We start from the raw sequence: 18,376 nt of genomic DNA on the forward strand, positions 1-18,376 counted from the left end.
GGTGAGCGCCTGCAGCGGTCGCGAGGCTATCACGAGGATTACTCGCTGGCCAAGAACCTCGCCTCGCTCGCGGCGCTCGCGGCGGTCCTGTCCTGCGCCGCTGTCGTCATGGGGGCGCTCTGATGTCTGTTCAAGTCATCGCCGACGAAAACACGACGGTCCGGTTTCTTCGGAAGGACGGCGTCTGGTTCTCTGTCACCCTGGACGGCGACCAGATCTTTGTCAGGGTCGATACCGACGATCATCCTCAGCGGCCGGTTGTAGACTGGTCTCCCAACTGCGCCAACGAAGGCTGGGCACAGGTGAGCTTTGTCGAGCGCGTGGCCTCGCAGCCAGTGCCGCCGCGGCGATGCTCGGCTCCTATCATGAACGTCGGCGAGCATCCTGAGGGCATGTCGGCCGAAAGGCGCGATCTGATCGAGACGCTCGAATGCCTCGGCTACGACACCATGCCAGGCGTTCAACGCGACTGGGCCGACTGGCGCGACAGTTCGTCCAACGACGATCTCCGGACGATCATAACCAATATCGAAAGCCGGTTCGAAGAGCAGGCTGCGCTTGCCCGGCAGGCAGAACTTCTTTCCGCAATGGCACGGACCCGGGAGGCCAATTGTTATGCTTAACCACGCCGACTTTCGCTCGCCGCAAACGCGGCCGGTGTTCCCCGAACAAGCCGACGACGCGCATCCGCGCTGCCGCGAAATGGCCGAGGCGATGCGCGAGCTGTTCTCGGTCGGCGGCGGTGTCCGCTCGAAGGACCTGATCAGCGCCGGCTTCACCTGGGCCGAAATCGCCGAGTTCAGCGATGCGGCGGCAAAACTGGCATACGACGCCAGCGTACGCCATCTCACCAGCCGGCCCGACCTGTTGGCCGACATCATCGAGAAGGCGCGCGCGCCGCTACCGAACCGGCCGCCGCTGCCGCGCGACACCAAGGAAAGCCAAGCGCTGCTTGTCGCGTGGGGAACCTACTGCACGGCACGCGCGGCACTCGTGCTCGACCCTTGGTCCGGCCAACGCGAGCGCTGTTTAAATCTTCTGTCGCTCTACCTCAACCGCCTGCCGATCTTCCCGGCCAACCGTGAAACGGTGATGCGCGCGATAGAGCAGTCGCTTCCGCAGGTGAGCCAGTGAACCAGGAGGTGCGGCACATCTCGAAAGACGCGCGGCGGGCCGGCCAGCAAGCGGCCCGCCGCGCCAGCAAGATGGTTCCGATCGTCATGCTGGACGGGCGGATCGCTGACCTTGCCGACTTAAGGGCCAACCAGGTCGATTTCGCCCATATCGCGGCGGCCTTGTCGAAGACAGCGCGTTTCGCGGGTCGCCATCGTGGCGGCGCGCTGTCGGTGGCGCAGCATTGCGTCATGGGGGCCGACGCTCTGTTCCGTGAAAGCGGCGATGGCGTGTTGGCCGGCTATTTCCTGTTGCATGATGCCCATGAATATCTGCTCGGCGATATCAGCCGGCCGACCGTTCTGGATATCGACCTCAAGACCGCGGAATATTTGATCGAGAATGGCGTGCCCGCCGCGATTGCTCACGGTGCCGTGGCGCATGGCATCAAGCGCTCGAAACTCGCCCTGGACGCCCCGATAATCGAGGCGGCGCAGCTTCCACCTATTTCGCGCATGCCGCTCTATGCCCGCCAGGTCGCCGAGATGGATGAACGCATGTGCATGGCGGAAGCCCGTGCGCTTTATGGCGCCAAAGGCGATTTCCCGCTCGTTCGATGCGATCTGCCGCCGCCGAAACTGACCGGCGCGATCGAGCCATGGGGCGCGATGAAGGCCGAGATCGCCTTCCTCGACCGGCTGGAGCGCTATCTCGGCATCGTCGTGAGGGCGGCATGAGCGAGCCCACCATCCGCCATTGGCACGACACGGTCGAGCGCCTGCGCGGCGGCGAGCCGCTGCGCCTGCTGATCGGCGAGAAGCTCTACAATTCGAGCGAGATCATGCTCGCCGCGCCGTTCGCGGCCAGCCTGCGCAAGGATCTGATCGCCGACATCGAGGCGCAGATCGCCGGCCTGACGCCGCCTGATCCGAATGCGCCGGCCGGCCATGCGCTGGTCACACTGCCCGAAGAAAGGACCGCCTGATGGCCGGAAGCCTAAACAAGGTGATGTTGATCGGCCATCTCGGCGCCGACCCGGAAATCCGCCGGCTGAACAGCGGCGACAGCGTGGTCAATTTCCGCATCGCCACATCCGAAAGCTGGCGCGACAAGACGACGGGTGAGCGCAAGGAAAAGACCGAGTGGCACACGATCGTCTGCTTCAACGAGAACATCTGCAAGGTCGCGGAGCAGTATCTGAAGAAGGGCATGAAGGTCTATGTCGAGGGTCAGCTCTCGACCCGCAAATGGGAAGACCAGTCAGGCGCCGCGCGCTACTCGACGGAAGTCGTGCTGCAGAAGTTCCGCGGCGAACTGCAGATGCTCGACAAGTCAGACCATCCCGCGCGCAGCCCTGACGATTACGGCACCCAGCGCGGCGCCTCAACGCGTCAGGAGCGCAGCCCGGCCGAGCAGCAATCGCCTGGCATGCGCGAAGCGCTCGACGACGAAATCCCGTTCTAACCAGAGGAGCAAGAGCATGGCGCAAGCCAGGAAGAAGTCTGCCGTCGATCAGGCGATTAACCAGACCGAGACACCGGAGGCAACCATCAAGCGCCTGGCTGGAGAGGTAAAGAAGTTTTCCGACTGGTGGCACGAGGACAGACGAAAAGTGGAGCGTCTGGAGCACCAGTTGCAGGCTCTTCAGGGCACCCTTCGCTCGATCTCAAATCTCGCACGCATCGATATCGGAGGCTTTGTCGAGCGCTGCGATCGCGGCAGCCCTTACGACGACCATATCCCCTTCTAGCCCGCGACTGCGGGCCGGCGATCGTTCGCCGCCCCGTCCGGAGGCCAGCCTGCCGGCGGCTTCGGTTCGGCCAACACTGACGGCAGGCGCACGGCCGTGAGGAAACCATGAAGAAAATACGCGATGCCCAGACCATCATCGGCATGCTGGAGGGCGGCGAAGTCGCCGCCGCCATGTCGACCGAGATCACCGAGACGCTGGCCAAGCTGAAGGAGCTTTCCGGCGACCGGCCAAAGACCAAGATCAAGGGCCACGTCTCGCTCAAGATCAACGTGGAGGTCGAGGCCGGCACGGCGACGATCACCTGCGAGATCGATTCGAAGCGACCGAAGCCGGCGCGCGGCTCGTCCTTCTACTGGGTGCTGGATGACGGCTCGCTGTCGACCGAGCATCCGCAACAGACCGACATGTTCGCCGGCCCGCGCGCGGCCGCCGATCGCCAGTAGTCCTGCCCCCCAACCCCTGAAGAGGATCCTTTACGATGAACGCCAAGACCACGCCTGCCGCCGAGACGTCGGAACTTATAGCGCCAGCCGCCGGCATCGACATCAAGGCCATCGCCCAGCTCGGCGCCGATGCAAGCGCCATCACCTTGTCGATGCTGGCCGCACCCGCAGGCATGGTCGGCGTGCCCGCTTCGATCCCCGTGGCCTTGGTCAACGGCCGCTCGCCCGAAGCCCGCGGCGTCGCCAACCTGTTCGAACCGTTCCGCCAGCACCCTGCCCGCAAAAGCGGCCAGGCGGTCGCGCAGACCTTCGAAGCGTTCTGCGACCTGACCAATCGCCACAAGACTGTCGACAGCGTCATCTTCGCCGACGCCGACTGGCGCAATCCGTCCTTCACCGCCGTCATCGACTATCACCAAAACTTATCGGGCGGCCTCGCCGCGTTCGGCAAGCACCGCGTCCACTACGCTTTCCCGCTGTCCGAGGAGTGGAAGAAGTGGATCGAGATGAACGGCGAACCGATGAAGCAGGCCGAGTTCGCCTATTTCCTCGAGGATCGCGTTGCCGAGCTCTCCTCGCCGACCGAGCATGAGCGGGCCACCTTCGAACAGCAGTTCCAGACCAAGATCGCGACGCCTGCGCAAGTGGTCGAGCTATCGCGCGGGCTGAAGATCAACATCGACACCAAGGTCAAGACGGCAACCACGCTGCAGAGCGGCGAAGGCCAGATCGCCTGGGAAGAGGCGCACAACGATGTCGATGGCAAGCCGCTGAAGGTGCCCGGCCTGTTCATGCTCAACCTGGCGCCGTTCTTCATGGGCGAGAAGGTGCGCATTCCGGTCAGGCTGCGTTACCGTCCGTCGGGCGCCATGATCATGTGGTCGTATCAGATCTATCGGCCCGACCAGGCGATCAACGAGCATGTGCGCAGCACGCTTGCCGAGGTGCGCAGTAAGACCGACCTACCGGCCTACGAAGGCACGCCGGAGATGTCGGCGTGAAAAAGCCAGACGCCATCATTCTCGCGCGGGAGGCTTTGCTTCCCGCGCTCGGCCTGGTCAGCAAGGCCGTCGAGCGGCGCAGCACCATTCCGGTGCTGGCCAACGTCTTGCTCGCCGTCGACGCCGCGGCCGGCACGCTGACGATCACCGGGTCCGACCTCGACTGCGAGCTGCGCACCACGCTTTCGTGCCAGGCTGGCAAGGACGAGGCGTTCACGCTGCCTTCGGGGATCCTGCACGACGCGGTGCGCAAGATGCCGGACGGCGCCGAGATCGCGCTTGTCGCTGAAAAGGATTTCGCCGCGCTGAGCGCAGGCCGCTCGCGCTTCCGCATCCAGATCCTGCCGGCAACCGATTTCCCGACCATGGATGCCGGCAGCCTTAGCCACAGTTTCGAACTCGACGCCGGGCTGGTCGCGCGCATGCTCGACACCGTCTCGTTCGCCATCTCGAGCGAGGAGACGCGCTATTACCTCAACGGCATCTATTGGCATGCCGGCGAAACGCTCAACGCCGTTGCCACCGATGGCCACCGCCTGGCCAAGTTCGCCGCCCCCTTGCCCGAGGGCGCCTCCGGCATGCCGGCCATCATCATCCCGCGCCGCACGGTCGGGCTGATCCGCCAGCTGATCGGCGACAAGGACGCGGTCAAGGTCTCCCTTTCCGACCTGAAGATCCGCGTCGAGACCGGCCAGGGCACGCTCCTGTCGAAGCTGATCGACGGCAGCTATCCGGATTACCAGCGCGTCATCCCGGCCAGCAACGCCAACCATTTCACCGTCGAGCGGGAAGCGCTGGCCAAGTCCGTCGATCGCGTCACCACCGTATCGAGCGGACGCGGCAGCGCGGTGAAATTCGCCTTCGAGCCCGGCGGCAATCTGACCCTGACCACAAATAATCCTGATGCCGGCAGCGCCAATGACGAGGTGACGATCGAGCATGGCGAGGGCGACAGCGTCGAGATCGGCTTCAACGGCCGCTACTGCCTCGACCTGCTCAACGCCGCGGAAGGCAAGCGCCTGGTGTTCAGCCTCGGCGACCCCGGCTCGCCGACCTTGATCCAGCCGGAAACCGATGACGAGCTGAAGCCGCTCTTCGTCCTGATGCCAATGAGGGTTTGAAGATGGCCTGCGAATGTATCGAAATACTCGACGCTCAATTGGCCGAGCGCAACAGCCGGCTTGCGGTAGGCTTCACGTTCGGCACGGCGGAGCGGCCCGGATACGTCTTCCCTGCTCTCTCCACCGAAAAGATCGACAAGCGCAACCGGGACAAGGTCGGGGCCATCCCGACGTTCTGCCCGTTCTGTGGCGTGAAATATCGCGAGGACGAAGCAGCCGCCACCACTGGAGACGACAGATGAACGCCGCCGAACAAACTAAAGCAGAAGTCGCGCATTTCGAATTTGCGGAGAAATACATTCGCGAGTTGCTGGAAACCTCTTCCAGCCTCACGGACCACGAGCGGACGCTCATCGCAGGGAACATTCGTGGCTTCTATGCGACAGCCTTCCCGTTCGATCATCGCGACGATAGTGCCGCAGATTTACTTAGAGAGGCTGAGACGGCGATCGAGGAATATTCCTGCCGCACGCCGGTAGCTCATGTCGCAACTGAGATGGAAGGGCTGGCTGTTCGCATCCGCTCATTCCTGTCCGGAAAGAACACACAAGTTTCGGACGCGCAGAAATATCTCGACGCGCTTGAAAGCATCGACGCCGTCGCCGTTGACTTCGGCCACTTCGAAAGCGCGGCGCGGACCATGCAGGAGATCGCCCGCAAGGCTCTTAAGGCTGGAGAGACCGAAATCGTCCTCGCCAAGCGTTGCAACGAATTCAACGATCAAGTCATCGGTCTTCGGTGCCAAAGAGACGATTTGCTCGCTGCGCTGAAAGCCGTCGTGAGGGTTGCCGACAGGAATAGCGATGAGTTCGACCTCGCCCGCGCAGCCATCGCCAAAGCGGAGGTCGCGTCGTGATGGCCGCTCCGATTGATCCACGCTGCGACTATTGCAAGGGACATGGGTTCCAGGCGCCCAACCTATGCGAGGACTGTCGAGAAAAGGGCCTTAACGAAATCCGCCCCGATCCGATTGCTTGGCAATGGCGAGCGCTTGAGAGTGGCGAACCGAGAACAAGCTGGTATCCAGTCGGCTATGGTGACATGGCCGGATGGCAGGCGCTCGCGAAGCGCAGCCCGGATAAATACCGCGTCGAGACACGCCCCCTCTTCGCCTCCCCTCCCAAGCCTGAAGGCATCGTGGATGCTTTGCGGGACATCGCGGCAGAACGGCAGCGGCAGATCGAGTCCGAAGGCTGGACGCCGGAGCATGACGATAAGCATGACAACGCCGAGATGGCGTGGGCTGCTGCGGCCTATTCAATCGGGCTGCCTAGATTATCCGGCAGCGTTCAGTTTGGAAAAAGATTCCTGCCTTGGCTCGAAAGGCTTTGGCCTTGGGACCTAGCGTGGTGGAAGCCAACCGATCGCCGGCGCAACCTTGTCAAAGCCGGTGCTCTGATCCTCGCTGAAATCGAACGCCTCGATCGAGTCACCGCCGCCTCGAAAGCTGGGAGCGGGGAATGCGTGTGATCGAGAAGCGCCGCGGCTATTTCCGCGGCACTCACAAGGGCGGCGAGATCGAAATCACGCGCGACCACGATTATCCGGATCGGCATTTCTACATCATCGTGAGGTGGAAGGACGGCGGCTATCTCTACAACGGCTATTCACCCGAAGGCATCACCACAATAGCTCAGGCTAAGAAGGAAGCAATTCGCGGCGCATGCCTCGACGGGGGATTGGCCCATGGCTGACCATTCCTCCATCGAATGGACTGACGCGACCTGGAACCCGATCACCGGCTGCTCGATCGTCTCGCCCGGCTGCGTCCGCTGCTATGCCATGAAGCTCGCCGGCACCCGGCTGAAGCACATCGACAGCCGCAAAGGCCTGACCCGCGAGACAGCAATCGGCCCGGTCTGGACCGGCGAGGTGCGCCTTAATGAGCAATGGCTCGATCAGCCGTTGCGCTGGAAACAGCCGCGCAGAATCTTCGTCTGCGCGCATGGCGACCTGTTCGCCGAGAACGTGCCGGACGAATGGATTGACAGGGTGTTCGCCGTCATGGCGCTGGCACCACAGCATACCTTTCAGGTGCTGACCAAGCGCGCGAAGCGCATGCGGGAGTACGTGAACGGAACGCGTTCTTCGGTCCCATTTCTCGGCAGGATGCCCCTTGAGCGCATCCACCTCGAAGCGTCCGGCCACATGGAAGGCGATGGCGGCTTCATGGACACGCTGAAACGCCATGGCAACGTCTACAGCCTGTATTGTTCCGTTCCCTGGCCCCTGCCGAACGTCTGGCTTGGCGTTTCCGCCGAGCGCCAGCAGGAAGCCGACGATCGCGTGCCCGAGCTGCTCGCCACGCCGGCGGCGATCCGCTTCGTCTCGGCCGAGCCGCTGCTTGGGCCGATCAGGTTTGATCGCATAGGCGAGTTTCTGGACACCTTCGAAGATTGCGGCGGCCATCCAGATCCGCATTGGCCGGCAACTTCTCAAGACGCAACTTGGTTGAACGCACTCGTCGGCAGGATGCAGGCGGAGGCGCGCGACCCTTACGGCAAGCGGCTGGGCGACATCGATGTCGGGCTTCGTCACGAGGGCGGAAAACTCGACTGGATCATCGTCGGCGGCGAGAGCGGCCAAAACGCCCGGCCGATGCATCCGGATTGGGCACGGTCAATCCGAAACCAATGCGCCGCCGCTGGCGTGCCGTTCTTCTTCAAGCAGTGGGGCGCATGGCGCGAGACTGACTGGCAGCTTTGCGCACATCCGCTGCCGGCCGGAACGATAGCGCCAGCTAAACCCTATTGGATGGGCGCTGGCTACGGCCTCGATCGACCCAGCATGAGTTTGGAGCAGGTCGGCAAGAAAGCCGCCGGCCGGCTACTCGACGGCCGTGAACACTCAGAATTTCCAAAGGTGGCAGCATGACCCCGGCACAGAAGGAACTCGCGCGGCATGCGCTTGGACTGAACAGGCAACGGCGATCATATCGAAACCACTTCGTCACAGGCGAAGGCGGCAACGATCATCGCGAATGGATGGCGCTCGTCGAGGCCGGCCACGCCCAGCGCCGCGCCGGCTCAGAATTAACAGGTGGTGGTGACCTATTTCGCCTCACCCGGGCCGGCGCAGAACTCGCTCTGGAAAAAAGGGAAAGCCTCGATCCCGAGGACTTTCCAAAGGTGGCGGGAGCCAGCGCATGAGCATCAAGCATCAAGGCGTTTGCGGCGTCGTGACGGCACCGGACGGGCACGTCGTCGCCACACACTCGGATTTTGAACGCCAGGGCTACGGCGGCTTCACTCTTAAGGAGGCGCAGACCATCCGCGTCAGGGAAGGTCTCAAGCGAGCATTCCTGCGCGCATTTCTGTTCCAGGGTCTCACCAGCAAGACGAGCGGCTATTTCTGCGATCAGTTCTGGGAGAACGCCGCGCAGCATGGTTACCGCATGGAAACCTTCCCGATCGGCTACGAGGTGGCGGCATGAAAGCGCTGACAATCTGGCAGCCTTGGGCGACGTTGATCATGGCCGGCGTCAAGCCCTACGAATTTCGCGGCTGGCCGGCGCCAAAGGCGCTGCGCGGCACAAGGATCGCCATCCACGCCGGCGCCCGGCCGGTGAAGAAGGCGGAGATCGCAGACCTGATCCTGCGCCTGCGTTCGGCCGAATCGTGGTCGACGGCGTTGAAGCCGGAGGCTCTGGCCATGCTCGAGCGCTGGCATTCCAACCCGTTCGCCCTGCCGCTCGCCTCGATCCTCGGCACGGCCGTGCTCGGCGAACCGAAGCGCGCCTTTGACATCGTTTCCGAATTCGGCGCCAAGCTGAACGACAGCGATCGCCACGAGCATAGCAACTGGGCGTGGCCGCTGACCGACATCGAGCCGCTGGAGCCGATCCAGCCCGCCAAAGGCGCGCAGGGCTTCTGGGATTGGAGGGCATAGTTGGACGCCCTGCCCTACATCTATCGATGGGACCGCCAAGGCCGCAAGGGCCAGCCCTGCGCCGTGACGGCACGCAGCAAGCCATGCGCGGCATCGTTCACACTGCCGGGCTTCGGGCGGGCAAAGCCGGCGCGCTTCAACTCGGTCCGCGTTGAGTTCGCCGACGGCTACGCGATGGTCACCAGCGGCAACGCCATCCAGAAGGTGACGCGGTGACCGACGACGACAAGCCGATTCGGCTCCAGGAAGCCTGCGACCGGTTCTTCGGTGGCAGGCTGACGCCAAAGGGGCTGCGCGCCGAGGCGCGCAAGGGGAATTTGACAATCGAGCGGATTGCAAACAAGGATTTCGTCACCCCTTCCGCAATCATGGAAATGCGCCTCAAATGCCGCGTCGGAAAAGCCCTCCCCGCATCGTCCCCCGGCTCGACCGGGACGGCGTCAAGCGGCTCGTCATCCGCGACGGGTCCGTTTACAAGCGAACGGGATGCCTTGTTGGCGAAACTGAGAGCGCGGCGGAAAAGCTCGCGGAATACATCGGCCAAAAAAAGCAAAAGCCCGTCGTCGTCGAACGTGGTCCAGATCACATCGCGTGCGCGGCAGCTCTAGATTACTATCTCGCCGCCAAGCAATCCCGTGACGAAGATACCAGCCCGCTTGAGGGCCGAATCGCCTTCCTGACGCTCTTCTGGGGCGACAAGCCGCTGTCGGCGATCGACGGCGAGACCTGCCGCGAATACGCCGAAAGCCGCATCCACCAGGCGGCCGCGCGCCGCGAGCTCGAGGATCTTCGAGCCGCCGTCTACATGTTCTGCAAGGAGAAGCGGCTGAACTTCCGGCCGTATTTCGACCTTCCCGACAAGCCCGTCGCCCGCGAACGCTGGCTCACGCGCCAGGAGGCGGCCGAGCTGCTGCGCGCAGCACTTCGCCTGCGCCGCGCCAGGCCGAAGACCTATGAGTGCCTGCCGCGCTTCATCCTGATCGGGCTCTATACCGGCACCAGGCACGCGGCGATCCTGGATCTCAACTGGAACCGCGGCCCGGCCGGCGGCTGGCCGGATCTGGACGCCGGCGTTCTCTACAGGCGTGGCGAGCGCGTGCGCGAAACGACCAAGCGCCGGCCGCCGATGCGGCTGCCGCGGCGGCTGATAGCGCATCTGAAACGGTGGCGCCGGATCGACGGCGGCAAGGGTCCGGTGATCCACGCCAAGGGCGGCGAGCCGATCGGCCTGATGCGCAAGTCGTTCGACGCCGCGCGCGTCGAGGCCAAGCTTGGCGAGGAAGTCACCCCGCACATCATGCGCCACACGCGCGCGACCTGGTTGATGCAGCGCCGCGTTCCGATCTGGGATGCTGCCGGCTCGCTCGGCATGACCGTCAAGCAGATGGAAACGACATACGGCCACCATCATCCGGACTTCCAGCAGGCTGCCGCCGATGCCTACTAAAGCGGCCTTATGTAGGACTATCGATAAGCACGTTTACGGCAGCTTTTGTTCTCAATGCTTGACGGTGATCAATGTTAATACTATCAATACCTAATGACTGTTAATATGAAATGGCCACAGATATTATTCTTGATTGCTGTGTTTTTCACGGTATACATCACGCTTGAGGCCGTCAAGTTTCGTATCCATCCGTATGTTGCTTATGTGTTAGGCCTTTTTGTTTTGATTTATGCTGTTTCTTCATTCAGACGAAAATAAATCACTGATGTCGTCATCTGTTCTGATTTCAATAACATTGGAAATGTTTCGTTCGGCAATTTGCCACACACCATCCTTTTTTCTCTCTATTATCTCAACGTCTGCTAGTAAAATAATCCCACTGCGCATTTTAAGGTCGGCCTGACCTGAAAGTATGCTATTAAGAAACCTCTCATCCTTTATGCCGGCATAGATGTTTCCATCCTTCGACAGGAAACGCCATTTGTTCCTATTGTTCTGCAAGACGGGACTAATCAACGTTAGGATCATACGCTCGGAGCGGGTGCGCGCTTCGCCATCCGGAGCATCGTCCTCATCTCCCTGACTGCGCTCGGAGAATTGCTCTCTCGGCACAACTGAGCGCGGCCTTGCGCCCTTTTCGGTGCTAACGCCGACACCCTTAATGCTCTTGTCTTTCTGAAGCTCTTTGAACACTTCCTGTACCGGCTTGGCGCCTACCTTCTTTTCGAGAAGTTCTTGGACCTTTTCGGCTATCCGTTGCGCATCCTCCTCTGATATTGGCGTCTCGTCGGCGATAAGGTCATTTATTGCGACACCAAGTAGCGCAGAGCCTGTTTCGTTCGCGAACCAAAGCACGATGCCGAGGATAATGACCTTTCTGGTTACCGGGTCACTCACCTGTTGTTTGATGAATCGGACAACCGAATTGAGGGTGAGGCTCCCCTCGGTGCCGCTTTCAAGTTCAAGGCGGATCACGAGCGATGGATCGACGATATAGGCTATTTCCCGTACCGCATTCGCAAATGCCAAACTGGCTTTTGCCACAACCTCCAGGTCGGCGAGTTCACCCGGCGCCAAGTCTAGGTACAGATTCAGACGGTCCATGCGTTTCCCCTCTCGCATGCCGCAACAATGGAGCGAAGACGTTGATAAAATGCAACCGGCCGAAAAATGCTTGGTGCTTTTGCTACATAAGACCGTACTAAAGCGCCTCAAAACCATCGTTTCTGAGCGCATAGCTGGGCGCACCGGCCGCAGCCCGCCTTCGAGTGAAGACAGACCGCTTTGATTTTATTAAGAAAATATGGTGGGCGATGACGGGCTCGAACCGCCGACATCTTCGGTGTAAACGAAGCGCTCTACCAACTGAGCTAATCGCCCGCTCCGGGCCGGACCTTTAAGCAGTTAGGACCGGCTTCGCAAGGCCAAATGAGCGGCCAGCGGCTTGGCCGGGAGCCGGTTTCGGCAACAAAGTTCTGCTTGTCAAAAAACCTTCTGCTGTTTGCTGTTATGCTGTCCGGGTCCGCTTGACACCCGGTGGCTTACCCCTTATCCACCGCCCCAACGACGAACACGGCTGACACGTGCTCGTCCATGCGCGGGTGTAGCTCAGTTGGTTAGAGTGCCGGCCTGTCACGCCGGAGGTCGCGGGTTCGAGCCCCGTCACTCGCGCCATTTCTCCTTGGGGTCACGTCCCCTTGATGTCGGAGAAATGTCCACGTTGATTTGTCAAAACTATCTTCTTTCGTGACCCAGTCCAGGTTCATTGCTTTCGAAATTCTGGCATCGATCCTCATCCATCGACCTGCCAGCCTGTTGTGGTCCAGCCTGAAGACGATAATCTCTCGGACAGGCGCCGGGTCTAACCCATTCGCTCCCGCTTACAGTCTCATCCCGCAGCGACGGCTTCACTCCCTGGCCAGCAGTGCCTCGACTTCCGGCAGCGCCGGCATGGACGGGGCCGTGCCTGGACGCGTCACCGAGATGCCGGCGACGGCGCAGGCGAAGCGCACCGCCTGCAGGGGTTCCATCCCCCTCGACAGCGCCGCAGCCAGGCCGCCATTGAAGGCGTCGCCCGCGCCGGTGGTCTCGATGACCGGGCCGGCGGCGACCGCCGCGACATGCTCGGAACGATCGGCCGCATGCAGCAGCGCACCCTTTTCGCCGAGCGTCACGATGACCGTGCCAACGCCTTTCTCCAGCAGACTGTCGGCGGCACGGCGGGCATCGTCGATGGAGGACACCTTGATGCCGGTCAGTTCCTCGGCCTCAGTCTCGTTCGGCGTGACATAGTCGCAAAGCGTATAGATGCGGTCCGGAAGCTTTGCCGCCGGCGCCGGGTTGAGGATGGTGGTCACCCCTGCCCCGCGCGCGATCTCCAGCGCCCGCAGCGCCGCCTCGATCGGCTGTTCGAGCTGGGTGACGAAGACGCCGGCCGCGCGGATCAGCCCGGCATTTGCCTCGATGTCGGCGGGCGAGATCAGCATCGCCGCGCCGGGGCTGACGATGATGGCGTTGTTGCCGCTCGTCTCCTCAATGAAGATATAGGCGGCACCGGTGTAGCTTTCCGGCGTGTCGATGACGGCGCTCTTCACGCCGGCCTGCGACCAGGTCTGTCTCGCCATATCGGCAAAGGGGTCGACCCCGAGGCGGGTCAGGAAGGTGACGTCGGCGCCGAGCCGGCCGGCCGCCACCGCCTGGTTCGAACCCTTGCCGCCGGGGCCGAGCGTAAAGGACGTGCCCAGGATCGTCTCGCCCATGCGCGGCTGGCGGGCCGCGCGGTAGGCGGTGTCGGCGACGAAGACGCCCAATATGACAACAGGCTTCATGACGATCGGTCTCGCCGGCATGCCGCTACTCCGCATCCGGTGGCACGACGCCCTTGCGGAAGGCAAAACAGCCATAGAAGCGGCGCTCGCCGGTCTGGATGACGCAATAGGCCTTCTTGGCGCGTTCGTAGAAGGCGTAGCGCTCTACCGAGATCATCGGCCAGGCCTTGCCCTCGGCGGCATCGATCTCTTTTTGCACTTCCTGCTGCACGGCGGGAATCTCGTCCGGCCTGCCGACGATCTCCATGCGCGCGGCGGCATCGTCGACGAAGGTGTCCAGCGGATAGAGCGAAAGCACCGCTTTGACCACGTCGGCCGCCGACGCATCGATGCGCAGCAGCCGGCCAAGCACAGTCTGGCGCGCCACCGAATCGGACGGGAAATTAGTGTCGGCGATAATCAGATCGTCGCCGTGTCCCATCGCCCGCAGCGCCTGCAGCACATCGGCATTGAGCAGCGGATTGATTCCTTTGAGCATGGTATTCCTCGCGAAGTTTGCTGGGGCGAAATCAGAGACGCTTGCCGGTCTCTGCGTCGAAGAGATGCACCTGGTCGAGCCGCGGTTTCAGGTGCAGTGTGTCGCCCGGCTTGAAGTCGTGGCGCTCACGGAACAGCGCCACCATCTCGCCCTCGCCGAAGCGCAGGAACACCAAAGTCTCGGAACCGGTCGGCTCGACCACCGAAATCTTCGCCGGAACACCATCGGGATGGATTTCGAGATGCTCGGGCCGCACGCCGTAGACGACATTACGGCCATCTTCCACGGCACTCTTGGCCGCAATCGGGAACGGCGTCCCGGCGATCTCGACGACGGACTTGTCGCCCTTGCGCACGACGCCCTTGAGCAGGTTCATCGAGGGCGAGCCGATGAAGCCGGCGACAAACAGGTTGGCCGGCCGGTCGAACAATTCCAGCGGCGCGCCGACCTGTTCGATGCGACCGTCGCGCATCACCACGATCTTGTCGGCCATGGTCATGGCCTCGATCTGGTCGTGGGTGACGTAGATGGTGGTGGTCTTCAGCCGCTGGTGCAGTTCCTTGATCTCGGTGCGCATCTGGACACGCAGCTTGGCATCGAGATTGGAGAGCGGCTCGTCGAACAGGAACACCTGCGGGTTGCGCACGATGGCGCGGCCCATGGCGACGCGCTGGCGCTGGCCGCCGGAGAGCTGGCGCGGATAGCGCTTGAGGTATGGGTTGAGGTCGAGGATGTCGGCGGCGCGCTTGACCCGGTCAGTGACCACCGCCGGGTCGGTTTTGCGCAGCTTGAGAGCAAAGGCCATGTTCTGCTCGACCGTCTTGTGCGGATAGAGCGCGTAGTTCTGGAACACCATGGCGATGTCGCGCTTGGCCGGCGGCAGATGGTTGACGACGCGCTCGCCGATGGCAATGGTGCCGCCGGAGACCGTTTCCAGCCCGGCCACCATCCTCAGCAGCGTGGACTTGCCGCAGCCGGAAGGCCCGACCAGCACCACGAACTGCCCGTCGGCGATGTCGACGCTGACATCGTGCAGAACCTTGACGGTTCCGAACGCCTTGGCCACATTGCGGATCGCGACTTGAGCCATCATTCCCCCTTCATTTGCCGTGAAGCTAAACAACGCAAACGGCGAGGGCAAGTCGGTCTCTTATAGATAAAAAACCCATTCACGTTGACACCGCACTTCGTTGTGCGAATAGTGACAACTGCCCGGTTTATGACCCTGTTCCGGGCGCACCGGTACGCTTGTCCGGTACTGAATGCCAAGCGTCGCGGGAGGGAGAATTCGGGCCGCTATTTACGGGAGTCGCTGTCGTTGGGGACATAATCGGCGCTCCACTATCTGAACCAATTCACAATTGACCTTCTGGGAGGAACGAGATGAAAGTCAGCCTTTATAACCAACTTGTCCGCGCCGGAGCCACCCGCCGCGACGTGCTGAAGGGAGCGGCCAGCATGGCCGCCCTCGCCGCGGCCTCAAGCGCCGGACTTGGTGCCCTGTCGCGCCCGGCTGCGGCCGCCGATGACCTGCGCGCGCAGATCCTGCAGATCCCGGGCGTCGGCAAGGGTCAGCCGACCGATGCCGATTTCCAGCAGGTCGGCGAGCTTTGCCTGGGAGCCACCAAGGCCAACGTCAAGGAAGGCGAATTCGCCGGTGTCGAACTCACCTTCATGGGTCTCAACAACCAGAACCTGCACAATGTGCTGTTTCGCGGCTTCCTGAAGCCGTGGGAGACCTATACCGGCGCCAAGATCAACTGGATCGACCTGGCGCAGGCTGACTACAACGCCCGGCTGCAGCAGTCGATCGCGACAGGCACCGTCGATTTCGACATCATCGAAATGGGGGCACCGTTCGAAGGCGACGTCTGCGGCAAGGGTCTCACCTCCGAAATGCCGGACTGGGTCAAGGACCAGATCGACATGAAGGATGTCGTGGCCTATCTGCAGCCGCCGGTCGGCACATGGGACGGCAAGCAATATCGCGTGACCGTTGACGGCGACGCACATAATTTCAACTACCGCACCGACGTGTTCGCCGATGCCGACCTCGCCAAGGCCTGGAAGGACGGCGGCGGAGAAGGCGCATGGGGCGTGCCGAAGACCTGGCAGCAGGTGCAGGCGGTGACGAAATTCCTCAAGGGCAAGCAGGTGAAGGGCCAGGATGTCTTTGGCTATCTCGATGCGCCCAAGCCCTGGGGCGGTTTCGGCTTTTATTTCCTCGGCAGCCGCGCCAGCGCCTACGCCAAGCATCCCGATGACAAGGCCTGGCTATTCGATGCCGACACGATGAAGCCGCGCGTCAACAATCCGGCATGGGTGCGGGCGATCCAGGACGTCATCGATGCCCTGCCCTCCGAGCCTGCCGACCAGATCAACGCCGACCCGAACACCACCGCCTTCCAGCAATTCCTGGCAGGCACCGGTTCGATGGTCACCTGGTGGGGCGACGTCGGTTCGAACGTCAAGACCAACGATTCCTCGGTCGTCGGCGACATCACCGGCTTCTCGATCCTGCCGGGCTCGGACGATGTCTACAACTCCAAGACCGGCCAGTGGGACAAGCTCGCCAGCGGCCCGAACCATGCGCCGAACTGCGCCTATCTCGGCTGGGGCGTCTATGTCATGGCCCGTGTCGACAGCGACGAAAAGAAGAAGAAGGCGGCATGGTCTGCCGCTGCCCATCTCGGCGGCAAGGACCTGTCGCTCTGGTGCGCGGCCTATCCGTCGGGTTTCCAGCCCTATCGCAACTCGCATTTCAACATTCCGGAATGGGTGGCGGCGGGCTACGACGAGGCGTTCATCACCTCGTATCTGAAGTCGGAAGCCGACAGCTACAACCATCCGAACGCGGCGATCGAGCCGCGCATCCCCGGCATCTTCCAATACTACAGCGCCGCCGAGGACATTTTGGCCAACACCTTTGCCGGCAAGATGAAAGCGCAGGAAGGCGCCGACGCCATCGCCGCCGCCTGGGAGAAGCTGACCGACCAGATCGGCCGCGACAACCAGGTCAAGCTCTACAAGGCCTCGCTCGGCATGTAGGCTGAGATCGTGAAACTTGGTCCGGCAGCGCACAGCCGCCGGACCTCCCCTTGACCGACTTGGCCTCGACCGGCTCGGCCGGTCATCGAGCCTCCTGTGAACGGGCAAGACGCGTGGCTGACCGGACCCTGGCTGACCAGACTTTGTCGACAAGTGAATGGCCGGCAGGCGCCGTGCCATCCGACCTGATACCGCGGAGCCGCAAACGGCTTGGCTGGGCGCTGATGGCTGCTGCAACGCTCGGCCTTCTGGCGGTGATTGCGCTGCAGATCCTTTACAAGAGCGATGTCGACGCTATCGGCTTCGAGACCTGGCGGCCGGTGGTCTACGCCTATGTGCTGTGGGGTGTCGCGCTTGGCATCGGCCAGGTGCTGACGCGCGGCGAGGACGGCCAGCGCGCGCTGTTCCTGCTGCCGGCGCTGCTGTTCACCATTGCCATGGTGATCTTCCCGACGCTGTTCGGCTTCTACATCGCGCTGACCGACTGGAACCTCAGTTCCTTCAGCGGCCGGCAATTCAACGGGCTCGACAATTTCTGGCAGATGCTGAACGACGCCTATTATCGCAACGCGCTGTTCAATATGGTGCTCTACGTGCTGGCGGTGTTCGTCGAATATGTCATCGCCTTCGGCCTGGCGCTGCTGCTCAACGCGCAGATTAGGGCACGAAAATTCTTCCGCGTCGTGTTTCTCATGCCCCTGATGCTGTCGCCGGTCGCGGTTTCGTGGATGATCGGCAAGTCGCTGATGGAATACCGCTTCGGGCCCGCCGCGACGCTGGCGCGGCATCTCGGCTGGGAAAACCCGGCCTTCTTCTCCAACCCGATCACCGCCCGCATCTCGATCATGGTGCTCGATGCCTGGACTTTCATTCCGTTCATGATGATCATGCTGCTCGCCGGCCTGCAGGCGATGTCGCGCGAGGTGCTCGAGGCGGCGCGTGTCGATGGCGCCACCGCCTGGCAGACTTTCTGGCAAGTCACCTTCCCGCTGATGCTGCCGGTGTCGGTGACGGCGGTCATCCTGCGCATCATCTTCAAGTTGAAGCTCGCCGACATCATCATCACCGTCACTTCCGGCGGACCGGGCGGCGCGACCGATTCGGTGTCCAGTTTCATCTACCGCGAATATCGCGACCGCTCGAACGTCGGCTACGGCACGATGCTGGCGATGGCCTATTTGATCATCATCATCGTGTTCGTGACCTGGCTGCTGAAATTCGCCAGCCGCTTCGTGCGCAACGTCAACTGATCGGGC

25 protein-coding genes and 2 tRNA genes are annotated in these 18,376 nt (G+C 62.3%); 22 read left to right on the forward strand and 5 right to left on the reverse strand.

Annotated elements, in window-relative coordinates; translation table 11 throughout:
- The first annotated feature begins 122 nt into the window (after positions 1–122).
- The 19 genes from E5W70_RS03840 (at position 123) to E5W70_RS03930 (ending at position 10,766) form a co-directional block, all read left to right on the forward strand.
- Positions 123–623 carry a hypothetical protein gene (locus tag E5W70_RS03840; protein ID WP_292654091.1) on the forward strand — a complete coding sequence of 167 codons (501 nt, stop codon included), beginning with the start codon at positions 123–125 and terminating at the stop codon, positions 621–623.
- Positions 616–1,134 carry a hypothetical protein gene (locus E5W70_RS03845; RefSeq protein WP_292654092.1) on the forward strand — a complete coding sequence of 173 codons (519 nt, stop codon included), beginning with the start codon at positions 616–618 and terminating at the stop codon, positions 1,132–1,134. The genes E5W70_RS03840 and E5W70_RS03845 overlap by 8 nt, the downstream gene beginning before the upstream one ends.
- Positions 1,131–1,850 (forward strand): hypothetical protein, encoded by a 720-nt coding sequence (locus E5W70_RS03850; protein ID WP_292654093.1) that lies wholly within the window; start codon positions 1,131–1,133, stop codon positions 1,848–1,850. Before E5W70_RS03845 ends, E5W70_RS03850 begins: the two co-directional genes overlap by 4 nt.
- Positions 1,847–2,098 (forward strand): hypothetical protein, encoded by a 252-nt coding sequence (locus tag E5W70_RS03855; protein ID WP_292654094.1) that lies wholly within the window; start codon positions 1,847–1,849, stop codon positions 2,096–2,098. Before E5W70_RS03850 ends, E5W70_RS03855 begins: the two co-directional genes overlap by 4 nt.
- Positions 2,098–2,577, forward strand: a complete 480-nt coding sequence (ssb, locus tag E5W70_RS03860) for a single-stranded DNA-binding protein (protein ID WP_292654095.1) — start codon at positions 2,098–2,100, stop codon at positions 2,575–2,577. Before E5W70_RS03855 ends, ssb begins: the two co-directional genes overlap by 1 nt.
- A gap of 16 nt (positions 2,578–2,593) precedes the next feature.
- On the forward strand, positions 2,594–2,863 hold the full coding sequence (locus E5W70_RS03865) for a hypothetical protein (protein WP_292654096.1): 270 nt from the start codon (positions 2,594–2,596) through the stop codon (positions 2,861–2,863).
- A 107-nt stretch (positions 2,864–2,970) separates the two neighbouring features.
- Positions 2,971–3,309, forward strand: coding sequence for a hypothetical protein (locus tag E5W70_RS03870; RefSeq protein ID WP_287061680.1), 339 nt, complete (start codon positions 2,971–2,973; stop codon positions 3,307–3,309).
- Between the two features lie 35 nt (positions 3,310–3,344).
- The gene (locus tag E5W70_RS03875) at positions 3,345–4,310 is read left to right on the forward strand and encodes a DUF2303 family protein (RefSeq protein WP_292654097.1); all 966 of its coding nucleotides are present in this window, start codon (positions 3,345–3,347) and stop codon (positions 4,308–4,310) included.
- Positions 4,307–5,431 (forward strand): DNA polymerase III subunit beta, encoded by a 1,125-nt coding sequence (dnaN, locus tag E5W70_RS03880; RefSeq protein ID WP_292654098.1) that lies wholly within the window; start codon positions 4,307–4,309, stop codon positions 5,429–5,431. The genes E5W70_RS03875 and dnaN overlap by 4 nt, the downstream gene beginning before the upstream one ends.
- Before the next feature lie 2 nt (positions 5,432–5,433).
- Complete coding sequence (locus E5W70_RS03885; protein ID WP_292654099.1) at positions 5,434–5,673, forward strand: hypothetical protein; 240 nt, start codon at positions 5,434–5,436, stop codon at positions 5,671–5,673.
- On the forward strand, positions 5,670–6,287 hold the full coding sequence (locus tag E5W70_RS03890) for a hypothetical protein (protein WP_292654100.1): 618 nt from the start codon (positions 5,670–5,672) through the stop codon (positions 6,285–6,287). Before E5W70_RS03885 ends, E5W70_RS03890 begins: the two co-directional genes overlap by 4 nt.
- On the forward strand, positions 6,284–6,901 hold the full coding sequence (locus E5W70_RS03895; RefSeq protein ID WP_292654102.1) for a hypothetical protein: 618 nt from the start codon (positions 6,284–6,286) through the stop codon (positions 6,899–6,901). Before E5W70_RS03890 ends, E5W70_RS03895 begins: the two co-directional genes overlap by 4 nt.
- On the forward strand, positions 6,892–7,125 hold the full coding sequence (locus tag E5W70_RS03900) for a hypothetical protein (protein WP_292654104.1): 234 nt from the start codon (positions 6,892–6,894) through the stop codon (positions 7,123–7,125). The genes E5W70_RS03895 and E5W70_RS03900 overlap by 10 nt, the downstream gene beginning before the upstream one ends.
- Positions 7,118–8,305, forward strand: coding sequence for a phage Gp37/Gp68 family protein (locus E5W70_RS03905; RefSeq protein WP_292654106.1), 1,188 nt, complete (start codon positions 7,118–7,120; stop codon positions 8,303–8,305). Before E5W70_RS03900 ends, E5W70_RS03905 begins: the two co-directional genes overlap by 8 nt.
- On the forward strand, positions 8,302–8,580 hold the full coding sequence (locus E5W70_RS03910) for a hypothetical protein (RefSeq protein ID WP_292654108.1): 279 nt from the start codon (positions 8,302–8,304) through the stop codon (positions 8,578–8,580). Before E5W70_RS03905 ends, E5W70_RS03910 begins: the two co-directional genes overlap by 4 nt.
- Positions 8,577–8,864, forward strand: a complete 288-nt coding sequence (locus E5W70_RS03915) for a hypothetical protein (RefSeq protein ID WP_292654110.1) — start codon at positions 8,577–8,579, stop codon at positions 8,862–8,864. Before E5W70_RS03910 ends, E5W70_RS03915 begins: the two co-directional genes overlap by 4 nt.
- Positions 8,861–9,319: an ASCH domain-containing protein gene (locus E5W70_RS03920; RefSeq protein ID WP_292654112.1), complete on the forward strand. Its 459-nt coding sequence runs from the start codon at positions 8,861–8,863 to the stop codon at positions 9,317–9,319. Before E5W70_RS03915 ends, E5W70_RS03920 begins: the two co-directional genes overlap by 4 nt.
- Entirely contained in the window at positions 9,320–9,535 is a 216-nt protein-coding gene (locus tag E5W70_RS03925; RefSeq protein ID WP_292654141.1) for a hypothetical protein, read from the forward strand. It abuts the gene before it with no gap.
- Between the two features lie 169 nt (positions 9,536–9,704).
- Positions 9,705–10,766, forward strand: coding sequence for a site-specific integrase (locus E5W70_RS03930; RefSeq protein WP_292654143.1), 1,062 nt, complete (start codon positions 9,705–9,707; stop codon positions 10,764–10,766).
- A 240-nt stretch (positions 10,767–11,006) separates the two neighbouring features.
- On the opposite strand, the gene E5W70_RS03935 is transcribed toward E5W70_RS03930, so the two are convergent.
- Together E5W70_RS03935 and E5W70_RS03940 are read right to left on the reverse strand one after the other, a co-directional pair.
- Positions 11,007–11,870 (reverse strand): hypothetical protein, encoded by an 864-nt coding sequence (locus E5W70_RS03935; RefSeq protein WP_292654146.1) that lies wholly within the window; start codon positions 11,868–11,870, stop codon positions 11,007–11,009.
- A 200-nt stretch (positions 11,871–12,070) separates the two neighbouring features.
- A tRNA-Val gene (locus E5W70_RS03940) sits at positions 12,071–12,146 on the reverse strand.
- A gap of 217 nt (positions 12,147–12,363) precedes the next feature.
- Here E5W70_RS03940 and E5W70_RS03945 point away from each other — a divergent pair.
- Positions 12,364–12,440, forward strand: a tRNA-Asp gene (locus E5W70_RS03945).
- Between the two features lie 233 nt (positions 12,441–12,673).
- Here the strand turns inward: E5W70_RS03945 and rbsK are convergent.
- From rbsK to ugpC, 3 genes are read right to left on the reverse strand one after another with little or no spacing between them, the layout of a single operon-like run.
- Positions 12,674–13,615, reverse strand: coding sequence for a ribokinase (gene rbsK / locus E5W70_RS03950; RefSeq protein ID WP_292654149.1), 942 nt, complete (start codon positions 13,613–13,615; stop codon positions 12,674–12,676).
- 4 nt (positions 13,616–13,619) lie between these two features.
- The gene (locus E5W70_RS03955) at positions 13,620–14,072 is read right to left on the reverse strand and encodes an RbsD/FucU family protein (RefSeq protein WP_292654152.1); all 453 of its coding nucleotides are present in this window, start codon (positions 14,070–14,072) and stop codon (positions 13,620–13,622) included.
- A 31-nt stretch (positions 14,073–14,103) separates the two neighbouring features.
- Positions 14,104–15,162: a sn-glycerol-3-phosphate ABC transporter ATP-binding protein UgpC gene (ugpC, locus tag E5W70_RS03960; RefSeq protein ID WP_292654231.1), complete on the reverse strand. Its 1,059-nt coding sequence runs from the start codon at positions 15,160–15,162 to the stop codon at positions 14,104–14,106.
- A 293-nt stretch (positions 15,163–15,455) separates the two neighbouring features.
- Between ugpC and E5W70_RS03965 the strand changes: the two genes are divergently transcribed.
- On the forward strand, positions 15,456–17,120 hold the full coding sequence (locus E5W70_RS03965; protein ID WP_292654155.1) for a sugar ABC transporter substrate-binding protein: 1,665 nt from the start codon (positions 15,456–15,458) through the stop codon (positions 17,118–17,120).
- Between the two features lie 128 nt (positions 17,121–17,248).
- Positions 17,249–18,370, forward strand: coding sequence for a sugar ABC transporter permease (locus tag E5W70_RS03970; RefSeq protein ID WP_292654234.1), 1,122 nt, complete (start codon positions 17,249–17,251; stop codon positions 18,368–18,370).
- Positions 18,371–18,376: the final 6 nt, after the last annotated feature.

The sequence above is a fragment of the Mesorhizobium sp. genome (assembly GCF_005063415.1).
Lineage (GTDB): Bacteria > Pseudomonadota > Alphaproteobacteria > Rhizobiales > Rhizobiaceae > Mesorhizobium.

Bases quoted from the DNA above. Each gene is read 5' to 3' on its own strand.
- E5W70_RS03840 (WP_292654091.1), top strand. From the start codon at position 123: ATGTCTGTTCAAGTCATCGCCGACGAAAACACGACGGTCCGGTTTCTT.
- E5W70_RS03845 (WP_292654092.1), top strand. From the start codon at position 616: ATGCTTAACCACGCCGACTTTCGCTCGCCGCAAACGCGGCCGGTGTTC.
- E5W70_RS03855 (WP_292654094.1), top strand. From the start codon at position 1,847: ATGAGCGAGCCCACCATCCGCCATTGGCACGACACGGTCGAGCGCCTG.
- ssb (WP_292654095.1), top strand. From the start codon at position 2,098: ATGGCCGGAAGCCTAAACAAGGTGATGTTGATCGGCCATCTCGGCGCC.
- E5W70_RS03865 (WP_292654096.1), top strand. From the start codon at position 2,594: ATGGCGCAAGCCAGGAAGAAGTCTGCCGTCGATCAGGCGATTAACCAG.
- E5W70_RS03870 (WP_287061680.1), top strand. From the start codon at position 2,971: ATGAAGAAAATACGCGATGCCCAGACCATCATCGGCATGCTGGAGGGC.
- E5W70_RS03875 (WP_292654097.1), top strand. From the start codon at position 3,345: ATGAACGCCAAGACCACGCCTGCCGCCGAGACGTCGGAACTTATAGCG.
- E5W70_RS03885 (WP_292654099.1), top strand. From the start codon at position 5,434: ATGGCCTGCGAATGTATCGAAATACTCGACGCTCAATTGGCCGAGCGC.
- E5W70_RS03890 (WP_292654100.1), top strand. From the start codon at position 5,670: ATGAACGCCGCCGAACAAACTAAAGCAGAAGTCGCGCATTTCGAATTT.
- E5W70_RS03900 (WP_292654104.1), top strand. From the start codon at position 6,892: ATGCGTGTGATCGAGAAGCGCCGCGGCTATTTCCGCGGCACTCACAAG.
- E5W70_RS03905 (WP_292654106.1), top strand. From the start codon at position 7,118: ATGGCTGACCATTCCTCCATCGAATGGACTGACGCGACCTGGAACCCG.
- E5W70_RS03910 (WP_292654108.1), top strand. From the start codon at position 8,302: ATGACCCCGGCACAGAAGGAACTCGCGCGGCATGCGCTTGGACTGAAC.
- E5W70_RS03915 (WP_292654110.1), top strand. From the start codon at position 8,577: ATGAGCATCAAGCATCAAGGCGTTTGCGGCGTCGTGACGGCACCGGAC.
- E5W70_RS03920 (WP_292654112.1), top strand. From the start codon at position 8,861: ATGAAAGCGCTGACAATCTGGCAGCCTTGGGCGACGTTGATCATGGCC.
- E5W70_RS03930 (WP_292654143.1), top strand. From the start codon at position 9,705: ATGCCGCGTCGGAAAAGCCCTCCCCGCATCGTCCCCCGGCTCGACCGG.
- E5W70_RS03935 (WP_292654146.1), bottom strand. From the start codon at position 11,870: ATGGACCGTCTGAATCTGTACCTAGACTTGGCGCCGGGTGAACTCGCC.
- rbsK (WP_292654149.1), bottom strand. From the start codon at position 13,615: ATGCCGGCGAGACCGATCGTCATGAAGCCTGTTGTCATATTGGGCGTC.
- E5W70_RS03955 (WP_292654152.1), bottom strand. From the start codon at position 14,072: ATGCTCAAAGGAATCAATCCGCTGCTCAATGCCGATGTGCTGCAGGCG.
- ugpC (WP_292654231.1), bottom strand. From the start codon at position 15,162: ATGGCTCAAGTCGCGATCCGCAATGTGGCCAAGGCGTTCGGAACCGTC.
- E5W70_RS03965 (WP_292654155.1), top strand. From the start codon at position 15,456: ATGAAAGTCAGCCTTTATAACCAACTTGTCCGCGCCGGAGCCACCCGC.